General features: G+C 59.0%; 18 protein-coding genes and 1 tRNA gene. 13 read left to right on the forward strand and 6 right to left on the reverse strand.

Annotation, left to right across the window (positions count from 1 at the left end):
- The first annotated feature begins 29 nt into the window (after positions 1 to 29).
- Positions 30 to 1,394, forward strand: coding sequence for an ABC transporter substrate-binding protein (locus HMPREF2975_RS09220; RefSeq protein ID WP_070727242.1), 1,365 nt, complete (start codon positions 30 to 32; stop codon positions 1,392 to 1,394).
- 39 nt (positions 1,395 to 1,433) lie between these two features.
- Here the strand turns inward: HMPREF2975_RS09220 and HMPREF2975_RS09225 are convergent, their stop codons facing one another.
- Entirely contained in the window at positions 1,434 to 2,504 is a 1,071-nt protein-coding gene (locus HMPREF2975_RS09225; RefSeq protein ID WP_070727244.1) for an aldo/keto reductase, read from the reverse strand.
- A 110-nt stretch (positions 2,505 to 2,614) separates the two neighbouring features.
- On the opposite strand from HMPREF2975_RS09225, the gene HMPREF2975_RS09230 reads away from it, so the two are divergent.
- From HMPREF2975_RS09230 to HMPREF2975_RS09240, 3 genes are read left to right on the forward strand one after another with little or no spacing between them, the layout of a single operon-like run.
- Positions 2,615 to 4,390, forward strand: a complete 1,776-nt coding sequence (locus tag HMPREF2975_RS09230; RefSeq protein WP_371935765.1) for a proline--tRNA ligase — start codon at positions 2,615 to 2,617, stop codon at positions 4,388 to 4,390.
- Positions 4,390 to 4,881 carry a peptide deformylase gene (def, locus tag HMPREF2975_RS09235; protein ID WP_070727246.1) on the forward strand — a complete coding sequence of 164 codons (492 nt, stop codon included), beginning with the start codon at positions 4,390 to 4,392 and terminating at the stop codon, positions 4,879 to 4,881. The genes HMPREF2975_RS09230 and def overlap by 1 nt, the downstream gene beginning before the upstream one ends.
- Before the next feature lie 3 nt (positions 4,882 to 4,884).
- Positions 4,885 to 5,748, forward strand: coding sequence for a class I SAM-dependent methyltransferase (locus tag HMPREF2975_RS09240; RefSeq protein WP_070727248.1), 864 nt, complete (start codon positions 4,885 to 4,887; stop codon positions 5,746 to 5,748).
- Here the strand turns inward: HMPREF2975_RS09240 and HMPREF2975_RS09245 are convergent.
- Entirely contained in the window at positions 5,735 to 6,490 is a 756-nt protein-coding gene (locus tag HMPREF2975_RS09245; protein ID WP_058236735.1) for a DUF981 family protein, read from the reverse strand. The genes HMPREF2975_RS09240 and HMPREF2975_RS09245 overlap by 14 nt on opposite strands.
- Before the next feature lie 213 nt (positions 6,491 to 6,703).
- Here HMPREF2975_RS09245 and HMPREF2975_RS09250 point away from each other — a divergent pair, with 213 nt between their 5' ends.
- From HMPREF2975_RS09250 to aspA, 5 genes are all read left to right on the forward strand, one after another.
- A complete protein-coding gene (locus HMPREF2975_RS09250) occupies positions 6,704 to 7,204 on the forward strand; it encodes a DUF3145 domain-containing protein (protein WP_058236736.1) in 501 nt (166 codons plus the stop codon).
- Positions 7,205 to 7,207: 3 nt separating this feature from the next.
- Positions 7,208 to 7,525, forward strand: a complete 318-nt coding sequence (locus tag HMPREF2975_RS09255) for an acyl carrier protein (protein ID WP_058236737.1) — start codon at positions 7,208 to 7,210, stop codon at positions 7,523 to 7,525.
- Between the two features lie 53 nt (positions 7,526 to 7,578).
- Positions 7,579 to 10,293: a fumarate reductase/succinate dehydrogenase flavoprotein subunit gene (locus HMPREF2975_RS09260; RefSeq protein WP_083314508.1), complete on the forward strand. Its 2,715-nt coding sequence runs from the start codon at positions 7,579 to 7,581 to the stop codon at positions 10,291 to 10,293.
- Positions 10,290 to 11,045, forward strand: coding sequence for a succinate dehydrogenase/fumarate reductase iron-sulfur subunit (locus tag HMPREF2975_RS09265; RefSeq protein WP_070727251.1), 756 nt, complete (start codon positions 10,290 to 10,292; stop codon positions 11,043 to 11,045). The genes HMPREF2975_RS09260 and HMPREF2975_RS09265 overlap by 4 nt, the downstream gene beginning before the upstream one ends.
- A 62-nt stretch (positions 11,046 to 11,107) precedes the next feature.
- A complete protein-coding gene (gene aspA / locus HMPREF2975_RS09270) occupies positions 11,108 to 12,565 on the forward strand; it encodes an aspartate ammonia-lyase (protein WP_227469364.1) in 1,458 nt (485 codons plus the stop codon).
- Between the two features lie 91 nt (positions 12,566 to 12,656).
- On the opposite strand, the gene aceE is transcribed toward aspA, so the two are convergent.
- Complete coding sequence (gene aceE / locus HMPREF2975_RS09275; RefSeq protein ID WP_070727254.1) at positions 12,657 to 15,407, reverse strand: pyruvate dehydrogenase (acetyl-transferring), homodimeric type; 2,751 nt, start codon at positions 15,405 to 15,407, stop codon at positions 12,657 to 12,659.
- A gap of 301 nt (positions 15,408 to 15,708) precedes the next feature.
- On the opposite strand from aceE, the gene HMPREF2975_RS09280 reads away from it, so the two are divergent.
- Positions 15,709 to 16,110: a DUF3052 family protein gene (locus HMPREF2975_RS09280; protein WP_058236741.1), complete on the forward strand. Its 402-nt coding sequence runs from the start codon at positions 15,709 to 15,711 to the stop codon at positions 16,108 to 16,110.
- A gap of 81 nt (positions 16,111 to 16,191) precedes the next feature.
- Positions 16,192 to 16,265: transfer RNA gene (locus HMPREF2975_RS09285), tRNA-Val, on the forward strand.
- Positions 16,266 to 16,268: 3 nt separating this feature from the next.
- Here HMPREF2975_RS09285 and HMPREF2975_RS09290 read toward each other — a convergent pair.
- From HMPREF2975_RS09290 to HMPREF2975_RS09300, 3 genes are all read right to left on the reverse strand, one after another.
- On the reverse strand, positions 16,269 to 17,144 hold the full coding sequence (locus tag HMPREF2975_RS09290; RefSeq protein WP_227469359.1) for a Cof-type HAD-IIB family hydrolase: 876 nt from the start codon (positions 17,142 to 17,144) through the stop codon (positions 16,269 to 16,271).
- A gap of 131 nt (positions 17,145 to 17,275) precedes the next feature.
- Positions 17,276 to 18,736 (reverse strand): ribosome biogenesis GTPase Der, encoded by a 1,461-nt coding sequence (gene der / locus HMPREF2975_RS09295; RefSeq protein WP_413772599.1) that lies wholly within the window; start codon positions 18,734 to 18,736, stop codon positions 17,276 to 17,278.
- 5 nt (positions 18,737 to 18,741) lie between these two features.
- On the reverse strand, positions 18,742 to 20,304 hold the full coding sequence (locus HMPREF2975_RS09300) for a UDP-N-acetylmuramoyl-L-alanyl-D-glutamate--2,6-diaminopimelate ligase (protein WP_070727257.1): 1,563 nt from the start codon (positions 20,302 to 20,304) through the stop codon (positions 18,742 to 18,744).
- A gap of 66 nt (positions 20,305 to 20,370) precedes the next feature.
- Between HMPREF2975_RS09300 and pepN the strand changes: the two genes are divergently transcribed.
- Together pepN and HMPREF2975_RS09310 are read left to right on the forward strand one after the other, a co-directional pair.
- Positions 20,371 to 22,935 carry an aminopeptidase N gene (gene pepN / locus HMPREF2975_RS09305; protein WP_070727258.1) on the forward strand — a complete coding sequence of 855 codons (2,565 nt, stop codon included), beginning with the start codon at positions 20,371 to 20,373 and terminating at the stop codon, positions 22,933 to 22,935.
- A complete protein-coding gene (locus HMPREF2975_RS09310) occupies positions 22,932 to 23,744 on the forward strand; it encodes a DUF881 domain-containing protein (RefSeq protein WP_070727261.1) in 813 nt (270 codons plus the stop codon). The genes pepN and HMPREF2975_RS09310 overlap by 4 nt, the downstream gene beginning before the upstream one ends.
- Position 23,745 lies beyond the last annotated feature (1 nt).

A 23,745-nucleotide genomic window follows, 5' to 3' on the forward strand; every position in this document is an offset into this window, starting at 1 on the left:
ACCCCACCACAACACGAAAGGATGAAGCGATGACACATCTGCGAAAGCCGCTTCTTGCAGGAATTCTGGGCATGGCATTGGCTCTGGCTGCCTGCAGCTCAGGAGGATCCGGTCAAAGCGGCGAAAGCGGGGGGACCGCTTCGAATTCAGGAGCTGCCACCACTGTGACCTTGAGGCTGTGGGACGAGGGGGCCGCCGGCGCCTACGAAGAATCACTCGCTGCATTTCACGAACAGAATCCTGACATAGCTGTGGAGATTTCCGTCGTCCCGTGGAGCGACTACTTCACCAAGTTGCGCACGGATATCGCTGCCGGCTCGATGGATGACCTGTTCTGGATTAACAACTCGTCCTACACGTCCTACGCCAAGAGCGGCAACATGGTCAATATCGACGAGGCATTGGGCGCCGAAGCGCGCGACCAGTGGGATGCCAATGTTGTCAAGGCCTTCACCCTCGATGACACATTGTGGGGCGTGCCGCAGCTGTCGGACGCTGGAATTGCGCTGTACTACAACAAGACTCTCCTCGATGAAGCTGGCGTGACACCGGACGACCTCGCCAATGCGAAATGGTCACCGCAGGGCGGCGACGACACGCTGATCAACCTGCTCAAGAAGCTCACGAAGGATGACAGCGGCAATACTGCTGATTCAACCGACTTCAACGCAGATTCGATCAGCCAGTACGGCTACAACGCGGCTCAGGATCTCCAGGCAATCATGCTGCCCTTTATTGGCTCCAACGGCGGCACGTTCCAGAACGGTGACCAATTCACCTTCTCTGACGCCAGGACCACACAGGCCATGCAGTACGTTGTCGACCTGATTACCAAGGAACACGTGGCTCCCTCGGCAGCCGATACGAACATGGACGGAGAATTCACTCGTAACCAATTCCTCCAGGGCAACATGGCGATCTTCCAGTCCGGCCTGTACAACTTGGCCACCATTGCGGAAAGTGCCGATTTTGAGTGGGGGACAGCGCTTCTGCCGGAGGGTCCCGCAGGCCGTGTCTCTGTCACCAACGGCATCGTCGTTGCGGGCAATGCGAAGAGTGAGAACCCCGAGGCTGTTGCCGAGGTTCTGGAGTGGCTCGGTTCCCAGGAAGGCAACGAATATATCGGAAAGAACGGCACGAATCTGCCTGCGGTCACAGCGGCGCAGCAGGTCTACTTCGATTTTTGGAAGGACAAGGGGATCGACATTCAACCGTTCTTCGACGTTGTCGCCGATGGTGCGCCCACCATTGATCCGCCTGTAGGCGACAACTTCACGGCCGCGTCAGCCGCGTACACCGAAGTCCTTAACGAGGTCTTTCAGGGACGCGTTCCCGTCGCTGAGGGTATGAAGACAGCGGACGAGAAGGCGAACGCCGCCATGAACGGCGAATAAGACGTCTACCGCTTGCGCGGCCGTGAGGCAGTCGGTGCCTCACGGCCGCGTTTCAGTTGCGCCCCACCATTGGTTGATGCCTGAATCCACCGCATGCACGTCGATGGCCTGCAGTTCCTCGTCGCTGAAGTCAGTGGCATCGAGTGCTCCGAGAGAATTCGACAATTGCTCCACGCTGGAAGCTCCGACCAATGCGGTGGTCACGGTGCGCGCTCCCTGATCTCGCAGCACCCACGCGATAGCCATTTGAGCCAGATCCTGTCCACGCTCATGAGCTATATCGTTGAGGGCGCGAATGTGATCGAGCGTCTCATCGGTGAAGAATTCGCGCGTAACTTTACCCACGCCGAGCCGTGAATTCTCAGGAATGCCGTCCAGGTACTTGTCGGTGAGCATTCCCTGCGCCAGAGGAGAAAACGCGATGACGCCCATCTTCTGTTCAGCGGCAGTATCCAGCAGCGAGGGCTCGCCTTCTTCAACCCATCTGTTCAGCATCGAATACGACGGCTGATGAATCACGAGGGGAACGCCGAGTTCACGCATGATCGACTGCGCCTGAATGGTTGCGTGCGCGCTGTAGGACGAAATCCCGACGTAGCGTGCTTTGCCCGATGCCACAGCATCACGCAGCGCCATCATCGATTCTTCCAAGCGCGTTTCGCCTTCAGGACGATGGTGGTAGAAGATGTCCACGTAATCGAGCCCCATACGGGTCAATGACTCATCCAGAGATGACAACAAGTAGTTGCGGGAGCCGCCCTGGCCATAGGGACCTTCCCACATCTCCCATCCCGCTTTCGTTGAAATGACGAGCTCGTGGCGATGTGCCCGCAAATCCTTCGCGAAGATCCTCCCGAAGTTCTCTTCCGTGCTCCCCGCTGGCGGACCGTAGTTATTGGCTATGTCGAAGTGGTAAATACCGTGATCGAATGCGAAGCGAATAATGTCACGCTGTGTCTGGAACGGGCGGTCATCACCGAAGTTGTGCCACAGTCCCAGTGCAATGCGAGGGAGCTGCAAACCTGAGTCCGCGCAACGCGCGGTCGGCATGGTCGAATAACGGTCCGTCGAAGGCAGCCAGGGAGTACCGGTTGGAAGAAAATTCATCATGGTTCTATTGTCTCGTGCTGCTGGTCGCCTCGCTTGGATTCCGACATCTCAGGGACAGGATCTGACAGGAAGCGCAGTGGTGAACTAATCTGGAAGACGTGCTGAAAACTATGTCATCTTTCTTTGTCCGCACGTTGCGTGAAGATCCCGCCGACGCGGAAGTCACCTCTCATAAGCTCCTGGTGCGCGCTGGTTACATTCGTCGTGCCGCACCCGGTATCTACACGTGGCTCCCGTTGGGCCTGCGAGTGGTGCGCAAGGTGGAGCAGGTTGTGCGTGAGGAAATGGACAGGATCGGTGCGCAGGAAGTGCTGTTCCCAGCTCTGCTTCCAGCCGACCCGTACAAGCAGTCCCACCGCTGGGAGGAATACGGCCCTACGCTCTTCAAGCTGCGTGACCGCAAAGAGGGGGACTATCTGCTTGCCCCCACTCATGAAGAGATGTTTACCCTGCTGGTCAAGGATATGTACTCCTCGTACAAAGATCTTCCCGTCACGCTGTACCAGATTCAGACCAAGTACCGTGACGAGGCTCGTCCTCGCGCCGGTCTGATCCGCGGACGCGAATTTATCATGAAAGATGCCTACTCTTTCGACCTTGACGATGACGGGCTGGATGCCTCCTACGACCTGGAACGTTCGGCATACGAAGCGATCTTCAAACGTCTGGACCTTGAATACGTCATCTGTTCGGCAATGTCCGGCGCAATGGGCGGATCACGCTCTGAAGAGTTCCTGCATCCGTGCACGATTGGCGAAGATACATTTGTTCGCTCTGCAGGTGGGTATGCGGCCAACGCGGAAGCTGTCAAGACACCGGCACCGGACCCGCTGCCAATCGAAGGTCAGCGCCAGGCAGTTGTCTATCCGACGCCGGATTCCACGACGATCGACGCACTCGTGACGTTCGCGAACGACGAGCATCCGCGTGAGGATCGCCCGTGGGAAGCATCCGACACATTGAAGAACGTGGTAGTGGCGTTGACGCATCCTGACGACACGCGTGAAGTCGTGGTGATTGGTGTGCCAGGTGACCGAGAAGTCGATATGAAGCGCCTAGAGGCCGCTGTTTCACCAGCGCGTGTTGAGATCGCGACCGGCGAGGATCTGGCGCAGCATCCGGAGCTGGTCGCCGGTTACATCGGCCCTGACGTCCTGGGCCCCAATGCGCGGGGCATTGAACACCCTGTGCGCTACCTGCTCGATCCGCGCATCGTGGATGGCACGTCGTGGATCACAGGCGCCAATGAGGTCGAACGGCACGTCTTTGGCCTTGTCAAGGGGCGTGACTTTACTGCAGATGGCTGGATCGAAGCGGCCGAGGTACGCGAGGGCGACCCCGCACCTGACGGCTCCGGTCCGTTGCACCTGGAACGCGGCATCGAAATCGGCCATATTTTCCAGTTGGGACGCAAGTACGCCGAGGCGTTGGGCCTGACCGTTCTGGATGAGAACGGCAAATCCCGCATCGTCACGATGGGCTCCTACGGTATCGGCGTGTCTCGCGTGATGGCGGCCTTGGCTGAATCGACCAGCGATGAGAAGGGCTTGTCATGGCCCGCACACATCGCACCCTTCGATGTTCATGTCCTCGCTACGGGTAAGGGCGAGGAGATCTTCACGACGGCGCGCGATTTGGCCACTCAGTTGGATGCTGCAGGTCTCGATGTGCTCTACGATGACCGTCCGAAGATGTCGGCAGGTGTCAAGTTTGCTGACAGTGAGTTGATCGGCATTCCGATCACCCTCGTCGTTGGGCGTGGCCTGACTGACGGTGTCGTGGAAATCCGTACGAGAGCGACAGGTGAGCGCCATGAAGTTCCCGTGGACGAAGCGCTCATGCGTGTCAGTGAACTTCATCAAGACCTAATGAATCAGGGGCAATAATGGCAATTCGTGACATTCGCATAATCGGAGATCCCATCCTGCGTACGCCGTGCGAGGAGATCACGACGATTGATGACCACGTGAAGATGCTGGTCGAAGATTTGCTTGAGGGCGTTGATATGGAGGGGCGTGCGGGTCTCGCGGCCAACCAGATCGGCGTTGGTCTGCGTGCGTTCTCGTGGAACATCGATGGGGAAGTGGGCTACATCCTGAACCCCCGGATCGTCGAGTTGTCCAAAGACGAATATCAGGATGGCGATGAGGGTTGTCTGTCAGTTCCTGACTTGTTCTTCCCAACTGAGCGTGCCTGGTATGCCCGTGCCGAGGGGATTGACCTGGATGGCAAGCCGGTTGTCGTCGAAGGCGAGGAGCTGATGGGTCGGTGTATTCAACACGAATGCGACCACCTGGACGGCAAGATTTACATTGATCGCCTTGACCGCAAGAACCGTAAGGAAGCGATGCGCGCGATCCGCAAGATGGGTCTGTAGCTGATGCGTGAGCACGGTGACGCACTCTGCCTCAATCACGCCTTCTGGCAGGAGCAGGCATCACGTCACGCTCAGTCACCGTTTTACGACGTAGACGCTCTGGTGAACGATCGCGCGAAGATTCCTGAGGCCATACGCTTGGATCGACCGTACCTGGAGGGCGCTGACATCGAGGGCGGCGACGTCATCCATCTTCAATGCCATATCGGCACCGACACTGTGGGACTGGCACGCTTGGGGGCGCACCGTCTGGTTGGCCTTGATTTTTCCGAAGAATCCCTGGAGATTGCACGCGGCATTGCCGACCGAGCAGGCCTCCACATCGACTACGTGTGCTCGGATGTTTTGTCTGCCTATGAGGCGGTAGAGGGACGCTTCGACATTGTGTACACCTCGGAGGGTGCCCTTGCGTGGGTGCCTGACATACGCCGGTGGGCTCATGTCGTCGCTTCCTTGCTGAAACCAGGCGGCACGCTGGTTGTACGTGACGTGCATCCTCTTGTGGGAACGTTGAAGGACCCGGTGCAATGTGACGCCCTCGAACTTCATTTCCCGTACTTTGAAACCCGTGAGGGAATCACATGGGACGACGACTCAAGCGAATCCGACTACGCAGGCTCTTCTGTGACCCCAGGCAAGAACGCGACGGTGGAGTGGAACCACTCACTTGGGCAGATTGTCAATGCGCTCAGTGACGAGGGCGTCTTTGTTAAACGCCTTGACGAGATTGATGAGTTATTCTTCCCGATGTCGCCCGATATGAAACGGTGCGGACCCAGCAGCTGGAAGCTACCGGAATCCGCACCGACATGTGCCCTTCCTCTGTCATTCAGAATCGTGGCAACTGCAGATCTCACATCGTGTTGACGATCAGACCGATGTGCGTGTAGAAGTTCAGGCATCCGAATAGGCCGATTGCAACGCCGCATGCCAGCCACAGCCACATGACAGCGTTGAGAATGCCGCCTCCACGCGATTCAGATGTGCCTTCTTTATCAGCGCGGAACACGCCGATTGGGAACAGGACGCAGCCCAAACCGATGACAAAGAAGAACAGTGACATGAAGATCGCTTCGAACCACGGCCACTGTGCAAACCAACCGGAAATGGGCTCCTGCGGGGGAGCGGTGAAGAGTCGGTACATCACGCCGGCGAAGGCGATGCCCCACAGTCCCAATCCCAGTCCGCCGGCGAAAATCGACAGCGGCTTTGCGGCGTGGAGCAGTTCGCTCAGAGCCTTCTGTGAACGGGCAATGTGGTCACGCTGCTTCCAGAGATAGAAGCACGCGAACAGCAAGAGTGATCCAAAGCCCAGGCAGGTTTCACCGAAGATCACATTGTCGTAGGCGAAACCGCCAGCGGCCAGCGGCCACGTCGTCGTCATGTGCAAGCCGGTGGTTGTCAAGATCAAGCCAAGAGCACCGAACGCCATGGCGTATCCGTCGACCCGCACGGCAGTCTTGCCGGAGTTCGAGCGAACTTCCCTGAAGAACATCGCAAGCCCGATGAGCGCTGCACCGGCTGCGACTGCCATTAACGTGTTGTAGGTCGGCATGCTCGGCCAATCGATCATGCCGGGGCTTTCAACACCTCTGAAAAAGTCGTCCATCTATTCTTTTCTTTCCTCGACCCATGTCTCCACACAAAATGGAGCCGCGCCGTCTGCGCAGTGGGGACACTACGATGCTAACAGGCTTTCACGGCGTGGCACTGGAATAGTCGGCGTAGACGCGTCATAATGGGTGTAACGCCACGAATCAGCGTGTCTGTTTCCGGTTGAGAACGTAGGGGAAGACGATTCTCACGCGAAATGGAGGTCACGATGAGTAGGTCTTACACCCGTGGTGTACTTTTCGTGCACTCAACTCCGCCAGCGCTGTGTCCACACATCGAGTGGGCCGTTGGAACAGCGCTCGGACAGGAAGTGCACCTGCAGTGGACTGATCAGGATGCTGCACCCGGGATGGTACGCTCCGAATTCTCATGGGTAGGCCAGACCGGGTCTGGCGCCCGACTCGCGTCGGCACTTCGCGGCTGGGAACACCTGCGTTACGAAGTCACCGAGGAAGCCACCGCGATCACTGACGGTGGCCGCTGGTCTCACACGCCGTCACTGGGCATCTTCCACGCCCAAATGGACACGGCAGGCAACGTTGTCGTGCCGGAAGGAAGGATTCGCGCAGCCCTCGACGAATCACATTCCCCGACAGAGATGATCGACAAACTCAATCTTGCGCTCGGACAGGCGTGGGATGATGAGCTCGAACCATTCCGCTATGCCGGTGCCGGAGCTCCGGTGCGCTGGCTCAACCGCGTGGGGTAAGACATGGGATCGATCGGCGACCAGCTTGGCATCGACTTGACCGAACTCCTCGACATGGACGAACCGCCTCAGAGCGATCAGGAGGACAACGATACGGTCGGTGAAGCCGTCATGAACGCACTGCTGGAAGAAACCTCCATCGAACCAGACCGGATGCGCGCAGACCTGACACTCGAAGGTGACCTCGACCTGGACACCCTCGGACGCTACTCTGTGATCAGCCAAATCGAGCACGAACTCGGCATCACCTTGATCGACCGGGACGTGGATGCACTCACAACGGTCGAGGACCTGCTCAACCTAGCTCGCTCGACGTCCTGAACCGCACACGAGCCCTCCCGAACCCGATAGGCTGGATATGAGGAGGATCGGACATGACGATCAACGGCACGTTGACGCCCACCGCGCGGCGCGTCACGATTCCAACATGGGTGTGCAAAGTCGTCATGGCAATCACAGGCCTGATCATGGCGGCGTTCGTCTTCATCCACATGGTCGGCAACGTCAAGATCCTGACCGATCCTGCTCAGATGGATCACTATGCGCAGTGGCTGCGCACGATCGGTGAACCGGCTCTTCCGTATGGGTCCGTTTTGTGGATCCTGCGCGTGATCTTACTGTCGTGTGTTCTGCTGCATATCTGTGGCGCACTCATCTTGTGGCGCCGCGGCGCGTTGACCCACACGCCCGGTGTGCGCAGGCTGAAGCATCGCGGCTGGGCTGCAAAGCTCATGCTTCCGACCGGACTTGTCCTCATTGCCTTTATCGTGATCCATATCCTTGACCTCACCATTGGCACAGTGGTCGAATCGGCCGCTTTCCGCCATCCCGACTCTCGTTTCTACGCCGCTGCCAATGTGGTGGCATCGATGAGCAGGCCTGTCATGTTCGCGGCATATGTCATCGCCCTTATTGCGATAGGCCTTCACCTCAGCCACGGCATTGAGCGAGCCTGGCAGGATCTCGGTGGGCGCTCATCACATATCGGCACCGTTGTGCGCATCGCTGGCTATGCGATCGCTTTGGCAGTTGTGATCGGAGACCTCACCGTCATCGCCGCTTCGCACATGGGAGCGATCAGCGCCGCCCTCGCACTTCCGCTCGCTGCCGGACGCACGCATCTGCGCATTGACGAGGGCGCCCCTGTTGACGCCCATGAACCTGAAGTCGAACCCGAACGCATGTGGGACGAATTTGTCTCCCACGCGCGCCTCGTCTCACCCGGGAACAGGCGTACATTCAGGGTGGTTGTTGTGGGGACCGGTCTGGCGGGCGCCAGTGCCGCAGCGGCTCTGGCTGAACTGGGCTTTGGGGTAGATGCGATCACAACTCTGGATACGCCGCGACGCTCCCATTCAGTGGCAGCTCAAGGCGGTATCAATGCGGCGCGGGCACGACGAGTCGACTCGGACAGCGTGCAGCGGTTCGTCACCGACACGATTAAGGGCGGTGATTTCCGCGCCAGAGAGTCTGAAGTATGGAGACTGGGTATTGAATCGGCGCGCGTCATCGACCACATGAACGCGCTGGGTGTGCCGTTCGCCCGAGAATATGGCGGATCGTTATCCACACGATCATTTGGCGGCGTGCAGGTTTCGCGAACGTACTACTCGCGAGGGCAGACGGGCCAGCAACTTCAGGTGGCAGCGTCCTCGTCCCTCATGCGTCAGGTGGCTGCAGGCCGCGTGACGTTATGGGTGCGCCACGAAATGCTCGACGTCGTCGTTGCTGACGGCCGGGCCGCCGGTGTGATTACGCGTGACATGATCACCGGACGCACCCGCTTCCATCCCGCACACGCAGTTGTGATTGCCACAGGCGGATACGGCAACGTCTACTACTATTCGACGCTGGCAAAGAACTGCTCGACAACAGGCATATGGCGAGCTCACCGTGCCGGCGCCGCTCTCGCTTCACCGAGCATGATCCAATTCCACCCCACCGCATTACCTGTCTCATTTCCGTGGCAATCCAAGACCACGCTCATGAGCGAATCTCTGCGTAACGACGGACGCATCTGGGTGCCACGGAGCCCTGGCGATGACCGAGACCCGAACACCATTCCCGAAGAGGAACGCGACTACTACCTGGAGCGCAAGTACCCCGCGTTTGGAAACCTCACGCCTCGCGACATTGCCTCTCGTGCTGCGCGCGAGCAGATCGAATCGGGGCATGGGGTCGGTCCCGAACGAAACAGCGTGTACCTGGATTTTAGGGACGCACTGGAGCGGGTGGGCCGACGCGTCATCGCTGAGCGCTACGGCAACCTCCTTGACATGTACCTCGATGCAACAGGGGAGGACCCCTACACTCGCCCCATGCGCATCGCTCCCGGCGCGCATTTCACAATGGGTGGCTTGTGGGTCGACTTCCGCCTCATGACCACCATCCCGGGACTGTTTGCAGCCGGCGAGGCGAACGCGGCCTACCACGGGGCCAACCGTCTGGGAGCCAATTCCTTGCTTGCCGCCTGCGTCGATGGTGCTTTCACAATCCCGCGCACAGTACCCGACTATTTGGCAGGCATTTTAGGCCAGGAGTTGCTCTCCGTCGATGATTTCCGCGTGATCGCTGCCCGTGAGAGGGTCGAATCGCGACTGCAGGGCCTGCTCGACATCGATGGAGCTACTCCGACGGACACTTTTGCCCGCAAGTTGGGCGATATCATGTACCAGGGGTGCGGCGTTGTGCGCAGTAAGGAGAGCCTGGAGGCTGCGCTCAGCGACATCGACGCACTCCAACAGCACATGGGTGCCGACCTGCGTGTCAGTGGCGAGACAGGACACTTCAACACCGACTTGGTTGCAGCTGCCAGGCTTCAGGACAGCATTCAGATGGCCACACTCATGTGTGTGGACGCGTGGCATCGCGAGGAATCCTGCGGCGCGCACTTCAGAAGTGAATACCAGACGGAGCAGGGGGAGGCGCAGCGCCGCGACGACCAGTGGATGAACGTATCCGCCTGGACCACTGACGGGTGGCATGACCTGGGGACAGATGGCGCAGCTCCCTTGGCAATTACCTGCACTCACCACGCCGAAGAGCTGACGTTTACTACCGTCCCCCTGGCAACGAGGAACTACCAATGAAACTGATCGTCGACGTGTGGCGGCAGAAAGCCCCGGAAGCTGTCGGAACATTCCACTCCTACGAACTGGACGGGTGCGATGAACGCATGTCGATTCTGGAGCTCCTCGATTACCTCAACCGCAACCTGAGTTCCCGCGGCGTCGAGCCGGTTGCGTTTGATTCGGATTGCCGCGAAGGAATCTGCGGTGCATGCGGCATTCAAGTTGATGGAAGGCCCCACGGATTCAGTGAGAATCTGCCGGCTTGCATGCAGAGGGTCGGCGCTCATGCCGATGGCACGCATGTGTGCCTGGAACCGTTGCGATCGGGCGCCTTTCCAGTGATCCGTGACCTTGTGGTAGATCGCAGTGTCCTCGACCGGATCACGATGGCGGGAGGATTTGCTTCCGTTGATACCGGTCTGGCTCCTGATGCGGACGCGATTCCGATTCGTCATCAAGATGCCGAAGGTGCACTTGACCTGGCCGCGTGTATCGGCTGCGGCGCGTGTGTTGCGGCGTGTCCGAACGGCTCAGCCGCGTTGTATGCGGGTGCACGGATGGGTCACCTGGCAGCGTTGAACATTCCGGGGTTGGAGCGGGCAGAGCGTGCCCGGCGCATGAATGAGGCGATGGATCAGTACTTTGGCTCGTGTTCTGGCTACGGCGAATGCATCAGAGTGTGTCCTGCGAATATTCCTTTCGACGTTGTTGCCGTTGCCTCACATGAACGTCTCAGGGCATTATGGTCGAGGTGGCCTCAGCCTCGCTAAAGCACCACTACTATAGACATTGAGATGAGATGCCCGACGATGGGCTGACATGAACGGAGGATATTGTGGGAAATCGGTCCGAAGAAGATCTTTTGGGAAGTCGCGACGTTCCGCAGGAAGCCTACTGGGGTATCCACTCCTTGCGCGCGCAGGAAAACTACCAGATTTCCGGTAGGACGATCAATGAAGTGCCTGAGCTGATTCGGGCATTCGCTCAGGTCAAGAAAGCTGCCGCGCTGGCGAATAAGGATTTGCGAGTGCTCAAGCCCGCCACGGCAGATGCAATTGTGCAGGCCTGCGATGCCATCATCGACGAGGGCGCGTGCCTCGACCAGTTCCCGATTGACCAGTTCCAGGGTGGTGCGGGCACATCGGTGAATATGAACGCCAACGAGGTGATCGCCAATCTCGCTCTCGAGATGACCGGTCAGGAGCGAGGGCGCTATGATCTGATTAATCCCAACGACGATGTCAACCACTCCCAGTCCACCAACGACACGTATCCCACAGCTTTTCGACTGGCCGCCTACGAGAAGGTCGACCAGCTGCGGCACGCCGTGAATGATCTGGCCGACGCGTTTGAGCGCCTCGGTGCCCGCTATCAGCATGTCCTCACTATGGGGCGCACACAGTTGCAGGATGCCGTCCCCATGACGATTGGTCAGGAAATGACCGCGTTCGGCGTGACTTTGCGTGAAGAGGACCCACGTCTGGTCAACGTAGCCAACCTGCTTCTGGAAACAAACCTGGGCGCCACTGCGATTGGCACTGGGCTCAATACGCCTCCGGGCTACCAGAAGGCAGTGGTCGCTCATCTGCGTGAGATCACGGGCCTGGACGTGACAGCCTCCGAAGACTTGATCGAAGCGACATCGGATGCCGGGGCGTATATCTCCATGCATGCCACGATGAAGCGCACCGCTGGCAAGCTGTCCAAGATCTGCAACGACCTGCGTCTGCTCTCATCGGGTCCGCGAGCCGGCTTGAACGAGATCAACCTTCCGCAAAGGGCTGCCGGATCCTCAATCATGCCCGCGAAGGTCAACCCGGTGATACCCGAGGTGGTCAACCAAGTCTGCTTCAAAGTCATCGGCAACGATGTGACGGTCACGATGGCAGCCGAGGCCGGCCAGCTTCAGCTCAACGTCATGGAACCGGTGATCGCCCAGTGCATGTTTGAATCGGCCACGTTGCTCACCCACGCATGTGACACGCTGCGTGAAAAGTGTGTGGACGGTATCACCGTCAACGAAGAAAACTGCCGAAACATGGTGATGAATTCGATCGGTATCGTCACCTATTTCAACGATGTCATCGGGCATCATGCCGGTGACGTGGTGGGTAAACGAGCTGCGGCAGAAAACAAGAACGTCGGTGATCTGATCGTTGAGATGGGCTTCCTGTCTCAGGAACAGGTCGATGAGATCCTGTCTCCGGAGAACCTGGCGAACCCGCAGTATCGTGGCGCCAAGATCAGCGATGATCCTGAAACCCCCAAGCAGGCGTCAAGTAAGCACTAGCGCGTAATTCTGCCAATTGCAGACACACGAAGACGCCCTCGTCACTCTCACTGAGTAGCGATGAGGGCGTCTCCACGTCTGCGTTCACATCTTATTCGTCTGAAGCTGCAGCCTCATCGGCACCGATGCGCACATTGTGCAGCTGGTACTTCTCGATGGCCTGTTCGACGACTGCGCGGTCAACCTGGTTTTGATCGGCCAGTGCCTGCAGCGTGCGCACCACCATTGATTCTGCATCGATGTGGAAGTAGCGTCGTGCTGCGCGGCGCGTGTCGGAGATGCCGAAGCCGTCTGCGCCCAACGTGTACAGGTAGCCGGGAACCCACGGACGGATCTGATCAATGATCAGGGCATCGTAATCGGACGTGCCAATGAAGGGGCCTTCAGAGCCCGACAACTTGGTTGTCAGGTAGGCGTAGCGCGGATCCTCATTCGGATGCAGGAAGTTGTGCTCGTCAGCTTCCACGCCATCGCGACGCAGTTCGTTCCATGACGTCACCGACCACACGGCGGCGTCCACGCCCCAGTCCTCGGCCAGGAGCTTGCGGGCCTCACGTGCCCACGGCACCGCCACACCTGATGCCAAAAGCTGAGCCTTCGGGCCCTGCCCTGTATGGTCATCAACCTTGTAGATGCCCTTGATAATGCCGTCCACGTCCACATTTTCAGGTTCTGCGGGCTGATGAATCGGCTCGTTGTACACCGTCAGGTAATACATGACATTCGGGTCACGCGTATCCGAGGGATCGTGCTCGCAGAACATGCGCTTAATGCCATCCCACATGATGTAACGGATTTCGTAGGCGTAGGCGGGGTCGTACAGCACGAAACCGTGGTTGGCTGCACCCAGGATCGGGGAATGGCCGTCCAAATGCTGAAGACCCTCGCCGGTCAGGGTGGTACGTCCAGCTGTCGCGCCCACGACGAAGCCACGAGTCAGCTGGTCGGCAGCAGCCCAGAACTGGTCGCCGGTGCGCTGGAAACCGAACATCGAGTAGAAGATGTAGAACGGAATCATCGGCAGGTTGTGCGTCGCATACGAGGTGCCCACGACCTGCAAGGCAGCCGCAGATCCAGCCTCGGTAATACCGGTGTGCATCACCTGCCCCTGTTCGGATTCCTTGTAGGACAGCATCATGTCCGCGTCCACGGCAGTGTAATTCTGACCGTGCGTGTTGAAGATCCTGGCTGACGGGAAGATAGCGTCCAGACCGAACGTGCGTGCCTCATCGGGAATGATCGGCACGATGTGCCGACCAATATTCTTATCACGAAGCAGGTCTTTGAGCAGTCGGACCAGTGCCATTGTCGTGGCCACTTCGAGTTTTCCTGAGCCCTTCGACAAAGCCTCGAACGGCTTCATCGCAGGTTCAGGCAGGTGTGCATCGTCATGGGCACGACGCTCAGGCAGGTATCCGCCCAGCTTCTCCCGACGCTCCTTCATGTACAGCAACGCAGGATCGTCTGCCGGTGGCATGTAATACGGCGGCTTGTACGGATCTTTCTCGAGCTCCTCGTCGCTGATCGGGATCTGCAGACGGTCACGCAGCGCCTTCGCATCCTCCAGAGTCAGCTTCTTCATCTGGTGCGTCGAGTTGCGTCCTGCAAAATGCGTGCCGAGCGCGTATCCCTTAATGGTGTGCGCCAGGATGACGGTAGGCTGTCCGGTGTGCTCCATCGCAGCCTTGTAGGCGGCGTACACCTTGCGGTAGTCATGGCCACCTCGGCCCAGAGCCCAGATCTGCTCATCGGTCCAGTCCTTCACGAGCGCCTTGGTTCGCGGATCACGTCCGAAGAAGTGTTCACGAACGTATGCACCATCTTTGGCCTTGAACGTCTGGTAGTCACCGTCGAGGGTCTCATCCATCAGGTGAACGAGGGCATTGTCCTTATCTGCTGCCAGCAACTGATCCCAGCCGCGTCCCCAGATCACCTTGATGACGTTCCAGCCGGCGCCCTTGAAGAAGGCTTCGAGTTCCTGAATGATCTTGCCATTGCCACGTACAGGCCCGTCGAGGCGCTGCAAGTTGGCGTTGACGACGAAGGTGAGGTTATCCAGGCCCTGCTGTGCGGCGAGCTGCAGCATGCCGCGCGCTTCCGGCTCGTCCATTTCGCCGTCACCCAGGAATGCCCAGGTGTGCTGCTGAGAAGTGTCCTTAATGCCGCGCAACTGCAGGTAGCGGTCAAACCACGCCTGGTAGATTGCCTCGGCCGGTCCAAGTCCCAGTGACACGGTGGGGTATTCCCAAAAGTTGGGCATTTGGCGTGGGTGGGGGTAGGAAGGTAGTCCGCCGTCCACACTGACCTGCTGACGGAATCCGTCCATCTCTTCTTCGGTCAGGCGGCCTTCGAGGAATGCGCGTGCGTAAGGGCCGGGGGAGGCGTGTCCCTGGAAGAAGATGTGGTCGCCGCCGCCCGGGTGGTCTTTGCCGCGGAAAAAGTGGTTGAGACCCACTTCGTACAGGGTAGCGACTGATGCGTAAGAGGAAATGTGGCCGCCTACTCCGACACCGGGGCGCTGAGCGCGCGTGACCTGAACGGCGGCATTCCACCTGATCCAGCGGCGGTACTGACGCTCCATCGCTTCATCGCCGGGGAAGTAGGGTTCCTGGTCAACGGGGATCGTGTTGACGTAGGGCGTGGTGTATTCCTGAGGCAGCTGCACATCGCGTTTGCGAGCCTCGTCCATCATGTGCAGCAGGATGTAGCGTGCGCGAGGTCCGCCTTTTTCATCGATCAGGCTGGTGAGCGAGTCGATCCATTCCTGGGTTTCGTCAGGATCGTTGTCCGGAATTTGACTGAGCAATCCGTTGATGACGGGATGCTTTTGGTTTGTGCTCACAGATACCCCTTTTTATCTCGTGCTGACAGACCTGTAGGTCGCCAATGTCCTGGTGGTTCTATTCTCACCCGAAAGTCCCAGATTTGCGACTTCTTTAGGGCTTAAGACCCATGAGAATCGCCTCAATTTTGATTCATTGACGAGGGTGACGCCTTCCGCCCGTACTCGCAGGTCCCGTCAAGCCACATCGGCGGCGACTTTCGGCGCAAATATTCTTCCCAGGTGCAGATCTGCTCTACTATAGTGCCGTTAGATAGTTCACGAGCCCAGCGGGTTCGCGTGTGGAAGGTGGTTACACAACGTGGCGATCAGCCTCGGATTCACCCAAAATCAGGTTGTCCAGGAATTCTACGTAGACGATGACAGCGATGAAGCTGTTCGCGATGCGGTTGCACGCGAGACTGGTCACGAACTGGTCGATGTCGATTATGGCGACGTTGTCGACGGCGCACTGGTATGGTGGCGCGCTGACGACGCTGAAGAGGAAGACCTCGGTGACGTTCTGGTCGATGTTGCGTCAAACCTTGACGACGGCGGCATGATCTGGGTTCTTTTCCCCAAGCCTTCTGATCCGAACACTGTGCCCGTGGCGGACATTGCCGAAGCAGCCAGTGTGGCAGGTCTGCATTCTACGTCCGCGTTCTCAATGGGGGACACGTGGACCGGAATCTGCGTCACGGCTCGTCCGCGCGCACACCGGTAAGACATCTCACGCACGTCTCAAGTGCGTCTGCGTACCTGTGTGCGTTAAAGTATGCCTCGTGCCACGTCAGTGGCACGTGTCGGGCCTGTAGCTCAGTTGGCCAGAGCGCTGCGTTTACACCGCAGAGGTCGTCGGTTCGAGACCGGCCGGGCCCACCGTTAAAGCGCCAGTAGCGCGCGTACCACAGTCATGACACCGTGATCAATATTTGACGGCGCGCGGTATCGGGCTCGTGCTGTCACATCCGGATGAGCGTTAGCCATCGCGTACGAATAGTCGGCATGGTCGAAGAGCTCCAGGTCGTTCAGGAAGTCGCCAAACACAACCGTGTGCTCCGGACCGATCCCCAGCGATTCCTGCAGGGCAGTCAACCCTCGTCCTTTATTCGCCACAGGATTCATCATATCGACCCAGTGGCGCGAAGATTCTGCCACCTGATGCGATTGACGCAAGTGGGGAACCTGATCATCAACGAAGGCAGAAATATCCGTGAAGTCATACGTTGCGAGTTTCAGGACGTTATCGTGCGCCGCGGCCTGCTTCAAGTCGTCGACGACTTCCAGTTGTGCATAGTATTTGTGGGCTTCAGCGTAAAACTCGGCATCTGTGCGTTCAACGTACGCGCTGTTCTGCCCGCACACGACCAGACCGAGGTTGTAGCTTCCGTCAGAGCTCACACGCCGCGTCACATCGATCATTTCATTGACTGTCGGCATGTCGATGCAAGTGGTCGACACAACCTGCCCGTGGAACGTGACGATGGAGCCATTTTCAGCAATGTAGGAGTGACCGGCGTCTGTGCCGGAAAACATGGTGTCGAGGGTGGCGAGCTGACGGCCTGACGCGGGCACGAACGCAATGTCACGTACAGCCAGTTCATGCATGAGCGGCCAGAACTCGTCCGGTAGATTCGAGTTGCCATCCAGCAGCGTCCCGTCCATGTCGCTGGCGATCAGTCGAATGTCAATTGGCCCATCGGGCAGTGTCATCATGGGCGTATCGTTCACGTCGGCTCTCCGTTCTTGTCCGGTCATGACTGTATCATCGACCGGCCTCCCGCACGGGTCACCCTCGTCAATTCACTCCTTCATGCGCGTTGCGTGACGACGCTGCACATAGCAGATCGACAGATAGATGCCATACATGCCGAAAACAACAGTCAGGACTATTTCCTGCGCCGCTCCCGCACGCGCACAGATATCTGAACGGGGGAGCCGGCGAAACCGAAGTCCTCACGCAGACGCCTCTCAATGAAACGTCGATATCCGGGGTCGAGGAAACCGGTCGTGAAGAGCACGAAGCGTGGGGGAGCGGATGACACCTGCGTTCCGAACAGGATCCTGGGCTGTTTGCCACCGCGCAGCGGATGCGGGTGTGCGGCCACAAGCTGCCCCAGAAAAGCGTTCAGCTTACCTGTCGAAATTCGTGTTTCCCACCCGGCCAGGGCCGTATCCAACGCCTGCACGATTCTGTTCGTATGCCACGTCGTTGCCGCCGAAATATTGATGCGCGGCGCCCACGCGACCTGCACGAGTTCGCGTTCGAGTTCAGATTTGAGTTCCTTTTGGCGTTCCTCGTCCACCAGGTCCCACTTGTTGTTGACGATCACGAGTGCCCGCCCGGCATCAACAACCTGCTGCACGACGCGCACGTCCTGCTCGGTCAATACTTCCGAGGCATCAAAAAGGACGAGGGCGACCTCGGCTTTTTCAATCGCAGCCTGTGTTCTGATCGACGCGTAGAAATCAGCTCCCGTTGTTCGGTGCATTTTGCGGCGCACACCGGCCGTATCCACAAATTGCCACTGGCGGTCGCCCAAAGTGACGATCTCATCGACCGGGTCACGCGTAGTGCCAGCTGTTGAGTCTACGACGACGCGCTCATGTCCAACGAGCGCATTGAGCAGTGAGGACTTGCCGACGTTCGGTCGTCCCACCAGAGCCACGCGGCGAATGTTGGGATCGCGTGGTTGACCGGCTCGTGCCGAGCGCTCAGGGAGAACTGCCAGCACTCGATCCAGCAGGTCACCCGTGCCTCGACCGTGCAAAGCGGAGATGGCGTATGGTTCGCCCATACCCAAACCCCACAGGTAGGCAGCGTCTGCTTCCTGCATGGCGGAATCCACCTTGTTAGCCGCCAGAATGACCGGCTTGCCGCTGCGGCGCAGCAACTCCACGATACGTTCATCAGTGGTGGTAATTCCCACCGTCGCGTCGACCACCAGCAGCACTGCATCTGACAGGTCGATCGCCACCTCGGCCTGGTCGGCCACATTGCGATCCAGTCCGCGCACGTCGACTTCCCAGCCGCCCGTGTCAACGACGAGGAATTCGCGACCAGCCCATTCTGCCTGGTAGGTGACACGGTCACGCGTGACACCCGGCGTATCCTGCACAACCGCTTCGCGGCGCCCCAGGATGCGGTTCACCAGCGTGGACTTGCCGACGTTGGGTCGCCCGATCACAGCAAGGACCGGTAAGCCGTCCATTTCAGTAACGGAGGGCAGGTCGCCCTCGTGATCGTCAAGGATCTGCAAGTCGGATTCACTGAGCTCATAGTTGTCCAGTGACGACCGCATCGAGCGTGCGCGGGCTTCACCTGTGTCAATATCCTGCTCTTCGCTCACGTTTGTCATCCTCGCTTGCGGGGTTCACTGTATTCCAGCACTTCGCGTGCAACCGGCACGTCATTGTATCGGTGATAGACATGATCTATCTCCTGATACCACTCGGCACCCTTCCCGGTGATCAGGACGATGTCATTCGCACTGGCGTCCTGAATCGCGCACCGTACCGCATCCCGGCGGCACGTTGTAACCTCCGTGACGTTGGTCAGGTCGGGACGCACGTTGCGGATTCCCTCCATCAGCTCGGCGCGAATTGCCGCCGCGTCCTCGGTTCGGGGGTTCTCATCTGTCACCCACAACACGTCCGCGTGTCTCGCCGCAACTTCAGCCAGCGGTATGCGTTTGGAGGCATCCCGGTCACCGTCCGTGCCAAAGACCAGGACGACGCGGCCGCCAGCCAGTTCGCGCGCATCCTTGAGAATCCATTCCAGAGCTTCGGGGGTGTGCGCGTAATCAACGATCACGAGCGGCTGATCGTCACAGTCCGGATTGATTTTCTCCATACGCCCAGGAACCTGCGGTGCCCGCTCGAGGGCAGTGACCGCCTGATCTGGATCCGCACCCACTGCCGTCGCCGCTGCGATTGCCACAGCGCAGTTTTGCACGTTCACTTCTCCGAGTACCGGGCTGTGAACCTGGTGGGTGTGCCCCGCCGGATCGGTCAGGGAGAAAACGGTTTGTGCGGTCTGCGGATCCGGATGAATATCACTGACGTGCCAGTCTGCCTGTTGCGAGCTCAAGGCCGCAACAGTCGTGATCGGGATCGTGGCCTCACGTGCCAGTCGCTGGCCCCATTCATCGTCCACGCACACGATTCCACGCAGGGCATGCTCGGGCGTGAACAGGGATGCTTTGGCCTGGAAGTAGTGCTCCATGTCGTGATAGAAGTCCAGGTGATCGTGCTGCAGATTCGTAAAAATGGCGACGTCAAAGACAATGCCGTCAACACGATTCAAGCTCAATGCATGAGAGGACACTTCGATGACCGCATTGTCAGCGCCTTGTTGCTGTGCGCAGGCAAGAAAGCGATGCAGGACCGGTGCCTCGTTCGTGGTGCGCGTCGCCAAGATCGTCATGTCACCGATGCGGGTTTCCACGGTGCCGCACAGCGCAGGAACATCGTGTATGGCGCCCAACGCGGCGCTGACCAGATAGGTTGTGGTGGTCTTTCCGTTTGTGCCGGTCACTGCTGCGGTCGTCAGTGACTGATCGGGGTTTCCGACCACTCGTGCAGATACGAACGCTGCCGCCTGGCGAGGGTCGTCGACAACTGCAATAGGGACGCTCGCGCCACTGTCACGCAGGATCCGCGCACCTTTCTCATCCGTGATGACGCCGGCCGCGCCAGCCTCAAGCGCACCTGCGGCAAATTCGGCGCCGTGGTGGGAGTATCCGGGGATTGCCACGAACACCCATCCGGCATCAATGTCACTGGAAGAGACCGTCACGCCAGTGACGGGACAGTTGGCCTTGTCTTCATTCACCCATTGATGAACATCGAGGTCGCGGACCAGTTCACGAAAAGTAATCGCTGATGTGCGAGGACGCAGTTCATTAATGGTAGTCATGGCGCACACTTTACTACTCGGGCGCGCCCCAATGCCTCAACTCGCGCGCGCTCTTACAATCGAGACATGTTTAACCTCACGCGATCCCAGGCACGTCAGCGTGCTCAGACAGTCTCAGTGTCCCACATTGACGTGACGGTGGATCTGACGCGTGCAGGTGATCTTGACGAGACACATTATCCTGTCACCTCTGTGTTCACAATGACGCTCAACCGTCCCTCAACATTTGTTGACGTGGTGGGAACGGTGGACGAGGTTCTGGTCGATGACGCTCCGCATGCGTTCCACCATGACGGATCTCGCCTTGACCTTGATGACCTTCCAATATCACGTCCGATCACGCTCACCGTGCGCGCCCACTGCAGCTTTTCACGCACAGGGGAGGGGCTCCACCGCTATCTCGATCCTGAAGATCACCGCATCTACCTGTACACACAGTTTGAGCCCACCGATGCGCGCAGGGCCTGGCCGTGTATGGATCAGCCCGATATCAAGCCGCGCTGGACCTTCCACGTCCTCGCGCCGAAAGAATGGACTGTCACGTCCAACGGCATCGACACACCGACGGATGCCGGCACCTTCATTCGGCACGACTTTTCCACCACACCACCTCTGTCCTCCTACATCACCGCAGTTGTTGCAGGCCAGTGGGCCGTAGTTGACGGCGGTACCTGGGAAGGTGGAGCCGGCGACGGCACACATGTCGCGATCCCGCTGCGTCTGATGTGTCGCGCCGCCCTCGCGCCTTTCATGGACGACGACGATATTCTGACTGTCACCCGACAGGGCCTCAACTTTTATCATCAGCACTACGGTGTGACATTTCCGTGGGGATCCTACGATCAGGTGTTCGTGCCTGAATACAACCTTGGCGCAATGGAGAATCCCGGGTGCGTCACGTTCAACGAACATCTCCTGTCGCGCGACACCCCCACATTCGCGCAGCGTCAGCACCGTGCCAACACGATCCTTCACGAAATGTGCCACATGTGGTTCGGTGATCTCGTCACGCCCGCATGGTGGGATGACCTGTGGCTCAAAGAATCCTTTGCTGACCACCAGGGCACCAACACGGCTGCTCACGCCACCGCCTACACAGGGGAGTGGACGTCATTCGCCATTGGCCGCAAAGCCTGGGCCTACGAGCAGGACCAGTATCCAACCACCCACCCCATCGCTGCAGATATCCCGGACGTGGAGGCAGCCAAGAACAATTTCGACGGGATCACCTACGCCAAGGGTGCAGCCGTTCTCAGACAACTGTTCGCCGCCCTTGGTGAGGACGCGTTTTTTGCCGGTGCACGACTCTACTTCACCCGCCACGCCAACGGTGCGACGAAGCTGACCGACCTTCTGGAAGCCCTGGAAGAAACGTCCGGGCAGGATCTGACTGAGTGGAGCAGGCTATGGCTGGAAACCAGCGGCCCATCCAGGCTCTCCGTCGACGTGCAATTCGACCATTCGGGCCGTCTTTCCCGCTTCGACTTGGTCCAGGACCGCCTCGTTCGTCCCCACACACTTGAGGTATCCACGTGGGCGATTGACGAGGGAGCCCTGAGGCGCACCCACACCTATAGCCTGCATACTGAGGCCGCCCGTATCCGCATCACAGACGACACACTTTCACGCGGGGAATGCGATTTGATCGTGTTGAACGACCACGATCTAACGTATGCGATCTGCAGGTTTGATGCGCACAGCGCGGACACGGCATTGGCTTACATCGGAACCTGCCCTGATCCGCTCACGCGCGCCGTTGTGTGGGCGAACCTATGGAATATGGTGCGCGATGGGCTCATGCGCGCAGACCGCTATGTTCGCGCAGTACTCACGCAGGCACTCACCGAAGATCACGACGCGGTTGTGGACAGACTGCTGTCCAGTGTTCAGTACGCCATCGCGCATTACTGCCCGCGCTCACAACGAGCAGCATTGCACGAACAGGTCGTCGCCACTGCACTCGACATCCTCTCACACACCACTACCGTGGACCACCAGCGTCTGTGGCTCGGAGCGTTGCTCAGCTCAGCACCCTGGTGCCCCTTGTCACCTGCAGCGACCAGCACGATCACAGCCGTGGCGGGCCGGCACAGTATTCATGGACTGGAAATCGGTCCCGAACTTGCCTGGCGTGCACGCCGCGCGCTTGCTGCGCGCGGCGATGTCGACCGCGCTCGCCTCGACCAGTGGCTGGACGACGAACGCACAGGGGAGACTACCATTTTCCACGCTCGCGCTGTGGCTGCTCTGCCCACAGCCACTATCCGTGAACAGTCATGGAAACGAGTTCTCACCGGGGACATTTCCAACGAGGAAACCTCAGCGATCCTCTTCGGCCTGGCGGAGTCCACGTGGGAGGGCGATGAGCTCGACCGTGAGTTCTTCGCGCACCTCGCTGATTTTTGGGCCACCCACTCCATCGGCATGGGTATTCGCTTCGTGCGTGCTGGCGCTCCACATCACGTCGACTGCGATGATCCGGATGCGGTAGCCACCCTCGTCAATGAATATGAACAATGGCTGGAGGGCAATACGGATGCACCTGCTGCCCTGCGACGGCTCGTAATCGAGAACTTTGACGACGTTCAGCGTGCTCAACGCGTCCAGGAACTTTGGGAGGAGACGCTATGAGCACTGCCTCGCCCCGAAAGGACCCTGCCGCATCGATGTCGCAGCTCAACCAGCTTCTTCGAAATCCGCTCGATGCTGCCTACCACGCATACGCAGCCGATCCGAATGCCCGCCGATCCGGCCCGGCAATGCGCGTCCTCGTCATCATCATGGCGATCGCGCTGGGGATCGCCTCCGGAATCGCAGTGCGATACTTACGCGCCCCCGCTGATACGACAGTGCGAAACTCATTGACCTCGCGCATCGAAACCGTCCAGACGCAGGTTGACTTGCTCAGCCAGGAAGTGTCCGACCTGTCCTCCACGATGCGCTCAGCTGCCGATATCGCCCCGACATCTGCACCGCAACTGGAGGCAAGCGTGGCGATGGCCAGCGCGGCTCACTCCGTGCACGGACCGGGTCTGACTGTTGCCCTCAGCGACGCCACAGATTCCAAAACTGAACGACCCCAGGCGGTTGTGCGCGATCAGGACTTGCGAATGGTGGTCAATGCCATGTGGGCGGGCGGAGCTGAAGCCATTGACGTCAACGGCATTCGCATCGGGTCGGGCACCTTCATCCGCACCGCAGGTTCAACGATCCTGGTCAACACCACGGCCATCCAGTCTCCCTACGTCATCAATGCCATCGGAGACGGGTCGGATCTGTCGGTGGCACTGGTGCGTGGCGGCACCGGTGATTATCTGTCTACCGCCCAGTCAGCTCGAGGTATACAGATCACGACACGGGCCGCAAACTCCATTGAGATGCAGGGCGTTGATCAGCGCTCGACGCGCTACGCTGAAACTCGAGATGGTGCTGGAGGCTAAA

The organism is Actinomyces sp. HMSC065F12, from assembly GCF_001814535.1.
Taxonomy (GTDB): domain Bacteria; phylum Actinomycetota; class Actinomycetes; order Actinomycetales; family Actinomycetaceae; genus Pauljensenia; species Pauljensenia radingae_A.